Raw genomic sequence first — 13,945 nt, forward strand, 5'->3', positions numbered from 1 at the left:
CTTGCTTATGGAACCATCTTTTGTTGCTTCATCACACGATATCCGATTATAGACGCTTGGGCGCGTGTAAGTAGCTCAGTTGGATCAAATCGCACTGTTTCTTTCTTCTCTCCTGGAAGCAATGTATTCGGTATGCCTTCAATTAGACCCGCTTTAGACACAGCTTCAACAGCAGGTCTGGAATATGACTCAATCCGATCTCCATCTGTGAACGCTTTTTGCAACGTAGCGAGAGATTTGGCAAGATCAGTGTTCATTTTCATCTCAGCCGCTCTAGCGATCATTACAGCAGCATCTTGACGCGTAATGGATCCCCCTGGATTAAATCGATTACTCGCCTGACCACGGATAATACCGGCTCTTGCAGCTGTCTCGACATACTTATAGTCGTAAAGCATACCAATCGCGTTATCAATTTTCAGAACATCCGAGAAAGTTGAGTTACCAGCATAGTTCAAAGGAAGCTTAAAGATCTTGACTAATACTTGAGCAAATTCCCCACGTGTAATGTAATCATTCGGGCCAAATGAGAACGTAGTTTTCGCTCTCATCAAACCTTTGGAGTACAATGTCTCGAGCTCATTTCTTGCGAATGAGTGCCCTGTCATATCATCGAAGCTGCGATCCATATACATAACTTGATAGTAGCCGAACTTCCGGAAAGGCACTGTTATCGTGTTGTTTTTGGTATCTACAACGCCGCCGAGGTTCTTCCAGCCATAATCTGTCGTATTAGAATAATTCGCATAAATATCATAGAAGAATACAGTGATGTACTTTCCAGCATCTTGACGAATGGCCTGATCAAACTGTAGCGTCAATTCTCCATCTTGTGTAGGAACAACGATCTCATCATTTAGACGGTTAAAATAGGCTCTTCCTGAGTTCGTAGTGTCATACGGATCGACACCCGTGCCGTTAAGTCCTTTAGTTAAATCATCAGGTGTTGTTGTAGTTGAATTTGGTGCTGGAATGAAACCTGCATCCATATAGTAGAGATTACTTGCTGCATGAAAGGTATCTTCTACAACTTTCACACTAATTTTGGATTTATAATAGCCATTCGGTACAGGAAATAGTGCTTTATCTACTCGACCATCATCTGTATCCGCGATACCAAACAATATCTTACGTCCTGTTGTAATATACTGATTGTTATTGCTATCCGGTACATTTCTCATTAATTTAGTGTCTTTAGGGAAAGATAGCTGTAGCCCACTATTAAAGAGTTTAAACTTCGTATTCATATTTTGAAGCGTAGCTGCACCCTGAACGTTGGTATTGGTATTGAAAAGAATAAAACTACCATTCACCTTAGCCCCGTTACGATTAATAGTAAACTTAATTTGATTTGCACCAGGTTTCAAATTAGTAACTTGATATAAATATTGATCCACGGAATTCACAGTGCGTTTAGTTGCTTCATTTTTATCGAATAAAACACTTTCCGCATTCTCAGCTTCAATAATGATGTTATAAAAATCACTATTGATGTTAGATTGCAGCTCCCCTTTAGGGTTCTTAATCAAGACCGGTTGAACAATTGTGTAAGGAACATTCTGCCTTGTAATTGTAATAGACTTCGTTGCTGTGATATTGGAATTATTGGTGATTCTAAACTCAAAGACAATATCTGAGTCATCCAACAATTTAAATGCTGTTGTTTTAAAGTTTGTGCTACTAATAGAAGTGAAATAATTAGCATTTCCTGCTGAAGTCACGGATTGTGAATTCGCTGTTTGGTCGATAACAGCAATCGAGCTGGAACTGCCTATCGTTTGCTGATAAACCAACGCATCTCCCTTAGCATCCTTCGTATGCACAACCAACGTTAAAGCTTTGATTGGTGAAGCCACTCCATTTGCATCTAGACTTGAATATAATCCGTCAAATGACACAGTACGCTGTGTCGTCGTATAAGTATCCGGATTACTATTTGCGATAAATTGAATTCCTGATGTACCACTTTCTACTGGTTTAATAGCCGTAAATTGAGGTGCATCTGTAGAAAATAGATAGATGTCATACGATTGTTCTGTGATAAATACATTGTTGACATAAATTTTGAACTTCAATGTATTTTTGCCTTCAACCATCACCTTCGTGAGATCAGTGTTAAAAAGAGTTAATGGTAAAGTGAAGGTATTCAATGTCCCTGGAACTGCTGGGGTTGTTGGAGTTGCTGGTGTGGGAGGAACCTTCCCAAATATCGCTTCAACAGTTCTAGAATCAAGTGTATACACACTTTCATTCATAGATACTTCTACTTTATTAGCAGGTACCGCTGTGCCTGTTACTGGATCTTGATAGAAGTTAACCAGTCTACCCGAAATACAAGCTTCTGTAGCTCCACACGATAGATTCTTAATATTCTTGATCGTCATACTGTTAGAGATATTATTAACCAGAACATAAGGAGCGTTACTTATGTTCAACTTATAATCAACAGTACTGTATCTTGTTGTTGCTCCCGCTGTGTCACTATAGAGCTCAATACTTAATTTCTTGTTGCCATCCGTTATGCCTTGAAGTTTAAGATCATACTTAAATAATTGGGCTACATTATCCCATGTTCCTATAATTGGATCTGCATTAGGGTAATAAACGCCATCAATCATAGCCCTAATTGAACGAGTTTCATTATTGGCATACACATGAATGTCAGCTGGGAGCTCGTTCACTTGCGTTGCATCGCCTAGGCTAAGTTCATTTTCAATCGTTCCATTACTTATGGTTGATCTATCGATATATGGATGACTAGGATCAACATATTTAAATTTATATTCTGTGATTACTGGAATTAGGCTATTGGTAACATCTCTAAACGTAAATGTTAGACGCTGCTCATTCGCCGCGACAGAAGTAATATTAGGTATGGCAACCTTTAAGTCTTTGACCAGATATTCATTAAGACGAGTCATTGAATTGTTCTTAGTTGCAGAGTAGGTGACTCCTGATACCGTCGTTGGTAGCAGATCAGTAGGACTACCTAAATCAATTGTAGCCACGGAAGCGTCGTTAATTGCCACATCTACATAACGGTATCGTAAAGACCCGGATGCTTCCAAATCGCTTTTAACGCTAGCTGTGAAAGTCAAAGCGCTTGTTTGGAAGGTTGGAATCGTAATTAAGTCTTTTGGTGGTGGGGGCGTTATCGCATCGGACAGATCCAGATCTGTTTCTTGTATTTTTCCGTTAAAAGCAAAGGGCTGGCCATTATCGTACCATAGTTTCTTAACTGCTTGATATTTATTCGTATCATTGCTCGCAATGAAGTTAATAATATTGTCACCTGGATTCAAACAGAAGCTGGTAACAGAAGCGCATGTTGAAGAAGACTTGTTCTTGTCATCCCCAGTGAAATAGAAGTAACCATCATTACTTTTGAAGCCTTGTTTAGGCAGACTATCGCCAGTTAATGTAGCCTGAACCGCACTAGCGTTGGACGCCTTTGTTTTAATTTGGATACCTGTTGTCCCTGCTTTCAGAGGGCCACGGTCAATCGGATAAATCTTTCCTTCTTCCAGTTGAGCGTTATTTACCGTAATATCGGATAAATTAGTTGTTGGAGCATAGTACAACCAACCTGGTGCAGAAGCAATTGCATTGGAATCTCCTAGATAAACGACGACTTTATTTAAGCCTTCTGTTAACTGGATATTATCAAATTTAACAAGATTCGTTCCAGTAATAACCGCTTTGTTGTTCTTCTCTGTTGTCACAGCACCTGAATTGATATTCGTAATTTCGAAGTAAATGGAAGGGATCTGCGAATCTGTTACATTAGTTGTTTCTACATTTAATGTAAAAGGTAATTGCGTAATTCGTGTAACTAAATTGTTATCCTTCGGCTTCGCTAAGGATGTACCGGCATTATCCGTGTCCGTGTATAAATTTTTGATAACAAGCGTTGAAGCTGCACTCGCTGTCATCATAGGCATTAAACTAATCATCAATGACATGATCAACAGTATGCTTGCTAATTTGGTTCGTAATCGTTTCAAAACAATTTCCTCCTTATGTTATCTAAATGTTATTAGCTGTTATGTAGGGACGGAGTGTACCATTTATCAATCATCACTTACTAGATTTCGACAATCCCTCCCAAATTCTTCTATCATTCTACATGATTAGACGCGGCTAATCGCCAAAAGTTACTGTATATTACTTATCGGTTGATTGTAGGGAAATGTTTAGAGAAAGAAAGGTTTTTCCTTATAAATACAAAAAATCCAGCCACAAGGGCTGGATTAAATACTTGCTATAAATGATAAGTTATTTACCTACACGATCACTCTGTACCTGCTTACCAACTAGTTTTTGCAGGAAGTTGATCACAGGTTTGCGGCTTTTACTAATAATACCGATCGCCTCTGCCCCAACAAGCATAACGAGGAACAGCGCAACAATAATCATGATAAGTCCCCACGTGGAATCTTGAGAAATAAATACTGAGCAGACCACCGCGCTACCACCGAAAATAGCAGCAATTCCATAGATAATCAGGACGCTTGTACGATGGCTGAAGCCCATTTGCAATAAGCAGTGATGCAAGTGGCTTTTGTCCGGTGCTGATATCGGCAGTTTATTTACATAACGGCGAAGCATCGCAAAGAATGTATCAGATAAGGGCACGCCTAGAATCATAATCGGAATTAAAAGTGAAACAACGGCCGCTTGCTTAAAGCCGAGAATCGAAAGTGTCGCAAGGGCAAAGCCCAGGAACAAGGCGCCGGAGTCGCCCATAAAAATTTTGGCCGGATGGAAGTTAAAGAACATGAAGCCTGAAATACTTCCTAGCAAAATCACACAGAGTAAAATAACAGTCACATTCCCCATCATAAGGGCAAGAATGAGAATAGTTGTTGTCGCGATACCCGATACACCTGCCGACAAACCATCCAGGCCGTCAATCAAGTTAATCGCATTGGATACACCGACAATCCATAATATCGTAATCGGGATACTCAACCAGCCAATCGGCAAGTTAGTTTCGCCAAACGGAATATTAACCAAGTCTATTTTGAGTCCAAAGGAAACAACGATACAGGCAGCAATAAGCTGTCCTAAAAGCTTCCATTTGGGAGATAATTGAAAGCGATCATCTAGAGCACCTGTAACAACAATCACAAAGCCTCCGAGCAGAAGTCCAAAAGCAGCATCTGAATTCACGGCATCAAGTGCTGGAGAGACGACGAAATAAGCTCCGACGAACGCAAGGAAAATCGCTAATCCTCCTAGACGCGGCATTATTCGCGTATGTACCTTCCGATGGTTGGGGGCATCAACAGCTCCTACCCAGAAGGCAAATTTTTTGACCAGGGGTGTCAGCAATAACGCCATAACGCACGCAGCAATAAACCCTATCGCATATAATCCATACATGTCTTCTTCACAGCTCCTCTTGTCATGGGTGGCAGGCCGGTGACCGCCGAAATGAATTATACTCCCATTCCGTCACAAATACTACTGCTAAATTCATCTGAAATGACCGTTTTCAGCCAATTTTCAAAGATATTTTCATGGTTTTGTGACGTTCTCTTTGTCGCGCATCACTTTCACTGCGAATTTCGGGAGTAGAAGCATTCTCTTATAGCGCCACGGCTCCTGAAGAAGGCGGTAAAACCATTCCAGACGTAATTTCTGAAAAAATTTAGGTGCTCTCTTTAGCTTGCCCGAAAGCACATCGAAACTTCCGCCGACTCCCATCATTACGGGCACACCCAATTGTTCTTTGTATTTTCCGATCCAAGGCTCTTGGTTTGCTGCCGCTCTACCTACTAAAAGCAGATCTGGTTCAGCATCTTTAATGGCTTGGATCACTTGCGCGTCCTCGGCATCGCCGAAATAGCCATCCCTTACGCCGACAAGGTTCACCTTCGGGTAAGTCGTGCGGATTTTCTCAGCCGCGGCTTGTATAACTTCATTAGAAGCACCTAAAAGGTAAACCTTCCATGCCTTCTTCTCCCCGACCTTCATAAGTTCGTGGATTAAATCATAGCCTGGCACTCGTTCTGCAACTGGTTGACCGACGTGATTAGCCGCCCAAACAACACCCGTTCCATCCGGAACGATTAACTCTGCACGCTGCATCATCTTCAGATACGAAGGGTCGTCCTGCGCGGCCATCACCATGATGGGATTAGCCGTGATCACCTGATGCGGTTGCTTCAACTCGATAACCTTTGATAAGTAGTCAACGGTTTGTTTCATGCTCATTTTGGAGATAGGCACACCGTAAATGCGCACTTTCGGTATAGCTTGCAAAGATGCCAGTGCTGCCGGCTGATTGGTAACAGAAGTAGAGCTCATTATATCTCTTCCTTATTATTGACGTTGTAGGTTGCATTTTGGTTGCTAGTTGGTGCAATGTGGATGAAAATCTATCTACTATTTCCTCTTGTAAAAGGATATGATCCGCTGCGCGGGCAGCTGCGCTTGCGCCTTCAGCTGCTCGATGGCGGCGCGGCTCGACGCCGCCCACTGCTCGCGATCATCGAGGAGGCCCAGCGCCTCCTGCGTAAAGGCAGAAGCATCGAAGCGAGCTGTCGATGCTTCTGCTTTCATGCCAAGCCTATGGAGGAACTGGTCGATCTTCGGATCGTACGAGATCCCTACCATAGGCACGAACTGCGAGGCTGCATAGATCAAAGAATGCAGCCTCATCCCGATCAGCAGGTGGCACGCTGCGACCTGCGCGAGCATGTCCTGCGGATGCGTGATGCCACGCACCATCTCCGCCCTGTTCTTGTGATCGCCCAAGCGATCGATCACGAACTGCGACGCCACCTCATCCGAGGGGAGGTGGAAGGGCAAGAACCGCAGCTGCACATCCGTGCGTGCTGCGAGCAGCTCTTGCAGGGACCGCGCGAGAGCTTCCAGCTCGGAGCGGTCCTCGTTCCAGAAGCGGACGGACACGCCGATCGTCCGCACTTCACTTGCCTGAGGCGTGCCCCCCTCCGGCACGCCAACCCCGCAGTCCCGGAGGGGCAAGCCCATCACCGGGTCGGGCACGACCGTGATGCGCTCCCGCGGGAGGCGCATCTGCCCTAATAAATCCGCGGACTCTGTGTCGCGGACCGACACGAACGCGCAGCGCTTGAACACGCTGCGGATCCAGCCAAAGAACATCGGCCGGCTCACCGGCCCGATGCCTTGCGAATAAATAAACGTTGGCTTCCCGAGCCATTGCGCTATTTTCAACACAGCCAAGTAATACGGGATCGTCTTCGAGCCTGTGGCATCTTGCAATAAGCTACCGCCACCGCTAATTAACCCATCCGATTCGCGCAAAGCTCGCAATAGTGAGCCTGGCTTCATGCGATGATAAGCTTTCACCCCGTACATCTCTGTCGTTTTCGCTGGATTGGCCGAAAGCACGATAGGTTCAATCTGAATCCCCTGCGCCTGACCTTGCTCCTGCAAAGCGAACAATATCGACTGCAGCACAGCCTCATCCCCGCTATTATCGAAACCGTAGTAGCCGGATAACGCTATTTTGACAATTGGGGCTGTACCCATCGTTTCCAACTCCTTGTGAGTATTTCCCAAGCTGCAATGAGAACTAAGCCGATGATTGCACCTAACACAAGTCCGTAGAAGATACGGATTAACGAAATGTGCAGTGGCGTGTGCAGATGAGCAAACGTATCCACTAAGGAAAGTTGACCAACGACACCGATGAATAGCAAGTACACCGCATGACGATAACGAACGGACAAGTAGGCACCCAATACAAATATCGGATGAGCGACTAGGAATTCCTTCGTCCGCGGACGTACACCTAATGTATTTTCCAAGAAAGAACGGAATAACTTCTCGATTGAAGAAGCTTGCCCTTCATTCCCTGTACGAGACAAATAATAGAAGACAGCTGCAAGCCCTACGCCTGCGATCACGATCCACAACACACTTATATAGGAAGAAAGCAATCGGCGAATATTCGCGATCTTTTCCTTATACGTATTATTCTCACTAAAGAATAAGAGATACACACCAACTATGGCAATTGGTAGCAAATGCAGCATCCCAACGCCCCTAAACTGCTGCAACACCAAGGAATACGTGACATGATTCAGTAGTGCTACGACATACACAATACCTAAACAAGACACGAGTGATGTTCGTAATAACTGCCATAGCCCGTAAGCCAGTCCTGATTTCCATTTCGCTGCAACACCTGATCTCACTGATCGGATTGCCAGCATAACCGCAACGCTAGGTGCACTAATCGCTGTCGCCAAAGCAAGTCCTTGTGCATACAAATTCGCCGAAAGCGTATGTAGAGCAACTAAACCAAGCAAGCCTACAACGAAGAAAACAATCGTCAATTCAGGCAAAAAGAACGAAAGCATCCATACGATCAGGCTTAGTCCGCCTAACAGCAAAAAGAATCGAGCAATCTTCTGCCAGCCTGTTGTATGTACATCGAACGCCTCAGCTTGTCCTAATGTAAAGCCTACGTCTTGGATACGAGGAATTGTACCATCTTTACCCTGCAACGCTGCATAATAGGACGAAAGCGGGTCAACCACTTTGCCTTTATCTAAGCTTTTCACCGGTTTGGCATTCAAGAACACCATACGAATATTACGATCCTTTACAGCCAATACAAGCCGATCGGATACACCTTGCACACGATCTGCAAGCTCCGCTTTTTTCAGCGGCTCTGTCAATTTCTCGCCATCTTTCTCTGTAAAAGAGTGCAGCCGCACGACGTTGTAATTCGTTTGTTTGGCTAGCGTACTGAATCCTTTTTGCGGCTCCTTCAACAATTCAATCGCTGCGAGTCCGATGCCGTACTTATTAAGGAGATCAGCCATTTTATTCAAATTAACTTCTGTATCCTCTTCGGTATACCCAGGAACTTCATTCCCATCCACGATGATACGTTTGACGTCAAGATCATGGAACTGCTTAAGCAGAGCATCCATCTCATTGGTGTGGAACGGTCTGCGATTTGCTAGCCGCACGACGATTTGGAAACCTTGCTCCTTCAGCATTTGCAGAGCGATCGGGTCTGGATCCATCGCCTTAATAGAGGCATCATCCATACTCATCTGAATGACCAGACCATTACGGTTCTTGAAGCTCCACGGCTTCACACCAACTTGTAGATCCGCAAACGTTTTCTGGATAAGCGGCTCTAACTTCTGTTGCGTTTGGTTATCTGCAAATAGCACATACGTGTAATTCTCGCTAGGATTACCAGGTGTTTGAGTCAGCATAGACGCGTCACGGGAGTTGTATAGCTCAATGCGACGGCTCTCCTTGAACTCACCTAACGTACTTTCGTAAACAGCCATAGAGCTTATGCCCGCGGCTTTCATGTTCTTTAATTCCGTGCTCACAAAATTCTGTGGATTGGTTTGCACATCGGCAATATCCAATAAATCACGATAGTCGAACACAAACTCAACTTGATTCGCCGACGTTTCGGTTTGGTGACGTGTATAAGCTAGCGGCAAGGAACACAGCATCCCCAAAATCACGATCCACCATAAAATATTTCTTAACGGGTTATTCCAGGTTTGATACAGATTCACCAGTTCGTCCACTCCTTAGAGCATGTACTTTTATTACTTTCTAATCCCGTATACATTCGAAAACCCCTCCGCCCCCACACGCGGGGGAATACGCCCAATACATGGTAGATTTCGTATCCAGCCATGAATTAGACGAGCTATCCCTCACTTAGGTTCTGAAGAGGTTTTGTACACCTATTGCACTATCCGTCTACACGATTAAGCACGTATTGAATGATACCATCCAGCTGCTGTGCAGCCTCTGGCCCTGTTGCTCCTTGGACAGCAAAATAAAACTTAATTTTCGGCTCTGTGCCAGATGGACGTAAGCAGAACCAAGAACCGTCCTCTAGTTTGAACTTCAAAACGTTCTCCCGAGGTAAGCCATTAATCCCTTGTGCGTAGTCCTCAACGGCGATTACACGTGTACCGCTGATCTCAGTTGGCGGATTCGTTCTCCAAGCTTCCACCATGCGGCCAATTTGTTCCACGCCATCTTTCCCTTTAAGTGTTCTTGATTCCAGTTTTTCCAAAAAGTACCCAAAGGATTCGTACAGCTCTTGCAGCACTTCATACAGGGTCTTGCCTTGCTTCTTATAGTACGCCGCAGCTTCAGCGATTAACATAGCTGCGATGACGGCATCTTTATCCCTCGCATAATCGCCAGCCAGGTAACCATAGCTCTCTTCATAGCCAAACAGGTATGTGTGTTCTCCTGTTTTCTCGAATTGCGACATTTTTTCACCGATATACTTAAAGCCCGTTAAGGTATTCAGCGTTGGAATTCCATAATGTTTCGCAATAACTGCGCCCATCTCACTTGTTACGATCGTTTTGATCACAACACCATTAGCCGGAAGTGTTCCACGTTCTTTCATGCTCGATAACAAATAGTTCACAATAATCGCACCGGATTGATTACCCGATAACACGACATATTCACCATTCGGATCTTTCACGACGGCACCCATGCGGTCAGCATCCGGATCGGTTCCGATGATGATATCGGCATTCCATTCCTTTGCTTGAGCAATCGCTAGCGTGAACGCTTCACGCTCTTCCGGGTTCGGCGATTTCACAGTAGAGAACTGTGCATCTGGCAGTTCTTGCTCAGCAACGACACGTACTTGCTCGAAGCCAACGGTCTTCAGAACTTCGCGCACTGGAATATTCCCTGCACCATGCAGTGGCGTGAAAACCACTCGGAAATCATCGCTGATTTCCTTAATGACGTCTGGATTTTGACTAACCGCCGTAACCGCCTTGATGTAAGCCTGATCGACGTCATCGCCTAACCAAGCGAGAAGCCCTTGCGCTTCTGCTTCCTGCTGAGACAACTTCTTCACTTTATCAAAAGTATGGATATTTTGTACGTGGTCAATAACTTGCTCTGCAAATTCAGGCACCAACTGCCCGCCATCTGCACCGTATACTTTATAACCATTATATTCTGGCGGATTGTGGCTCGCTGTGACAACAACACCCGCTGTCGCTCCTAGGTATCTGACGGCAAAAGAAAGCTGCGGAGTGGCATGCAGCGTCTGGAACAGATACGCTTTAATCCCATTACCCGCGAAAACAAGCGCAGCTTCCAATGCGAACTCAGGTGACATATGGCGGGAATCATAAGCAAGAACGATAGCCGGATTAGCCGCTCCCGTTCCGTTCACATACTGCGCTAAGCCTTGGCTAGCACGACCCACGGTGTATACATTGATACGATTGGTACCCGCGCCAATGACCCCACGGAGACCGCCTGTCCCAAATTCAAGATCTTTATAAAAGCGATCCTCGATTTCTCTCTCATCTTCCCGAATAGCTTGAAGTTCTTGCTTCGTTTGCTCATCGACAGCTGGATCTTGGAGCCATAATTGATACTCTGTTTGCACACGCGTCATCGTCGTAGGTTCATCTCCTTTATATGTATGGGCTATTTATTAGCAAGGGCGAACATAAGCTCACCTTCAACTACCACTTTGTCGCCAACTTTAGCCACAGCTTGACCCTTAACAATAGTGCCCTTTACTCGTGTAATGGTCATTTCTAAGGTAAGTGTATCGCCTGGTACCACTTGTTGACGCCAGCGAATGCCATCTGCACCTGCAAATAGGCCGATTTTGCCTTTATACTCAGGCATGGACAATACAGCTACAGCACCAACTTGTGCCAGGGCTTCGACAATCAAAACCCCTGGCATAACCGGATAACCAGGAAAATGACCTGCGAAGAAAGGTTCATTGATTGTAACATTTTTGATTCCTACAGCTCTAACCCCTTCTTCTACCTCCAAAATACGGTCAACCAGAAGGAAAGGCGGGCGGTGGGGAATGATCTCTTGAATTTGATTAATATCTAGCATCGTGCGTTCGTGCTCCTTTCGAATACTTGTATAAAATACAAGGGAATTACTTACAATAGGGAGGTCCCTTCATGTCCTGCAGAAGTGAAGGTTCATATAAGGGGAGCTTATGTAACGGTCTGTATGACAGACCCCTACATAGGCTCTTTTTTTATAATGCCTATACCTGTTATTTCGCTCGAGCACCACGATTTAATAGAAGGAACTGAAAAATATAAATAAATGATGTTAAGAAAGAGACCCCGATCACGTACCATAAATAGGTGATGGCATAGGTGAATTCAAACACAATAAAGAGAATGGCGAAATAGTAGAGTACCGTCGTTAGCTTCCCCATAACGTTCGCTGGAACGGTCAGTTTGCCTCTAAAATGAAAGAAGGCGGAGCCTATAATCATACCTGCGTCACGGATGAACATGGCCAGGGCTGCCTGCCAAGGAATCATCTCTGAGATGAGGAGAGAGAGGATGACCGCAATCATCATGCACTTGTCTGCTAGCGGATCTAGCATGACACCCATGGGGGTGATCAGCTTGCGCGTTCTAGCGATGTAGCCGTCTAGGATATCCGTCAAGCCAGCTACAAGTAAAATGATGAAGGAGGTTCGGATGTAGCCATTGAAAAAAAGCACGAGGTACACGGGGATTAGTACAAACCTGCTGATCGTGAGCATGTTCGGTATATTCAAGGTACTCCTCCTGCAGCCTAAGTATCCGATCCGAAATTTCAGTATTTATATTTGGCAGATAAAGTCTTTCTTCATTATACCGCTGCTCTTACAAAAATAAAACTCCCATACGGGAGTTCGATTAATTTGCAAAAACGAGATCGTATAAATGCCGCCATGTGCTGATATGTAAAATTTCTGATGAAGGTTGGTTCCCAAACTTCGTGTAGCCTACCCATAGACCAATATAGATCGCAGCAATGGCCAGCACGGGAATTCGTACAATTTTGAAAATAAGCCATAGTATCTTCTGCCATCTCGGCCTTGGCTTCTTCTTGACTGGAGCAGGCTTCTCTGCCATCGAGCCTATCCCTTCCTTTCTACAAACATGAGAAAAGCTTCTATCGAAGTACCTCGAGGATGAGCGACCGCGTTTTAAATGTAGTTTTAATCGCAAATAAGAATTTGTTCTTCCGAGTACCGGATACGTCCTTAAAGGACAGGGCTGTCGTTTATTTGGGATCAAGCACGTAAATTGTTAGCCATGTTCATCATCTGATCGGAGGATGTGATAGCCCGGGAATTCAGCTGTAAGGCCCGTTGGACAATAACCAGATCCGTCATTTCATCCGAAAGTGTCACATTGGATTGTTCCAGAAAGCCTTGCATTAAGCTAACGCGAGTCGCTTCTGTTGCAGCCACACCGTTCACATCTTGCAAGATATTCGCTTTCTCACCTGCAGTAATCCCCGCTGGAAGTGTGTATAAATTATCTCCCACATCTTGAAGAAGCTGCGGTCGTACGACACGCACCAGCTTAATTTGACCTAATGTTACGGGTGCAGCAGCTGGATTCTGTTTATCGTAACCTTGGATCGTACCATCTTGCTCAACGACTGGTCGAAGTCCTGTTGGCACATTAATCGGGCTTCCGTCAATATCTGCGATATAATGGCCCTCTTTCGTCGTAAGCACCGTTCCGCCTTGTCCGTCAGGTGTTAAGCTGAATGCCCCGTTACGTGTCCAAGCGGGCTGGAATACTTGATTACCATTCTCGTCAACCTTGCTGACGGCTACTTCAAACAAACCATCGCCTTGAATAGCGAAGTCCGTTGTATTGCCCGTCGGCTGAATCGGGCCTTGCGCCAAATTCGTCTGAATCTGCACAAGCCTCGATCCCCAGCCTTGGTTAAAACCAAGCGGCGAAAAGCGTCCTTGCTGACGGAATCCTTCCGGTTGTGCTTGCACATTCGTCAACACATCCTCGAAGGAGGCTTCCTTCTTCTTAAAGCCGTTTGTATTCACATTTGCTATATTATTGGAGAGAATATCCAGCTTTTGCTGTAAGCTGTGCATGGATACCGATGAGTTGATCATGGAATTGTTCATGGCTGG

At 44.9% G+C, this 13,945-nt stretch carries 10 protein-coding genes; all 10 read right to left on the minus strand.

What is annotated here, in order from left to right:
- Positions 1–5: 5 nt before the first annotated feature.
- On the minus strand, positions 6–4,004 hold the full coding sequence (locus HQN88_RS23955) for an S-layer homology domain-containing protein (RefSeq protein WP_173117247.1): 3,999 nt from the start codon (positions 4,002–4,004) through the stop codon (positions 6–8).
- A gap of 271 nt (positions 4,005–4,275) precedes the next feature.
- Positions 4,276–5,385, minus strand: coding sequence for a glycosyltransferase family 4 protein (locus tag HQN88_RS23960; protein WP_173117249.1), 1,110 nt, complete (start codon positions 5,383–5,385; stop codon positions 4,276–4,278).
- Positions 5,386–5,520: 135 nt separating this feature from the next.
- Positions 5,521–6,312 (minus strand): WecB/TagA/CpsF family glycosyltransferase, encoded by a 792-nt coding sequence (locus HQN88_RS23965; protein WP_173117251.1) that lies wholly within the window; start codon positions 6,310–6,312, stop codon positions 5,521–5,523.
- 78 nt (positions 6,313–6,390) lie between these two features.
- The gene (gene csaB, locus HQN88_RS23970) at positions 6,391–7,521 is read right to left on the minus strand and encodes a polysaccharide pyruvyl transferase CsaB (RefSeq protein WP_173117253.1); all 1,131 of its coding nucleotides are present in this window, start codon (positions 7,519–7,521) and stop codon (positions 6,391–6,393) included.
- Positions 7,494–9,545 (minus strand): DUF5693 family protein, encoded by a 2,052-nt coding sequence (locus tag HQN88_RS23975; RefSeq protein ID WP_337995175.1) that lies wholly within the window; start codon positions 9,543–9,545, stop codon positions 7,494–7,496. Before HQN88_RS23975 ends, csaB begins: the two co-directional genes overlap by 28 nt.
- Before the next feature lie 182 nt (positions 9,546–9,727).
- A complete protein-coding gene (locus HQN88_RS23980) occupies positions 9,728–11,422 on the minus strand; it encodes a phospho-sugar mutase (protein ID WP_173117255.1) in 1,695 nt (564 codons plus the stop codon).
- A gap of 32 nt (positions 11,423–11,454) precedes the next feature.
- Complete coding sequence (gene fabZ, locus HQN88_RS23985) at positions 11,455–11,883, minus strand: 3-hydroxyacyl-ACP dehydratase FabZ (RefSeq protein ID WP_029195635.1); 429 nt, start codon at positions 11,881–11,883, stop codon at positions 11,455–11,457.
- Positions 11,884–12,052: 169 nt separating this feature from the next.
- The gene (locus tag HQN88_RS23990; protein WP_246320420.1) at positions 12,053–12,571 is read right to left on the minus strand and encodes a CDP-alcohol phosphatidyltransferase family protein; all 519 of its coding nucleotides are present in this window, start codon (positions 12,569–12,571) and stop codon (positions 12,053–12,055) included.
- Between the two features lie 121 nt (positions 12,572–12,692).
- Positions 12,693–12,911 (minus strand): DNA-directed RNA polymerase subunit beta, encoded by a 219-nt coding sequence (locus tag HQN88_RS23995; protein ID WP_173117257.1) that lies wholly within the window; start codon positions 12,909–12,911, stop codon positions 12,693–12,695.
- 161 nt (positions 12,912–13,072) lie between these two features.
- Entirely contained in the window at positions 13,073–13,939 is an 867-nt protein-coding gene (locus HQN88_RS24000) for a flagellar hook-basal body protein (protein ID WP_173117259.1), read from the minus strand.
- Positions 13,940–13,945 lie beyond the last annotated feature (6 nt).

Origin of the sequence: Paenibacillus qinlingensis (assembly GCF_013204845.1) — a bacterium.
In the GTDB taxonomy this organism is placed as follows: Bacteria; Bacillota; Bacilli; order Paenibacillales; family NBRC-103111; genus Paenibacillus_E; species Paenibacillus_E qinlingensis.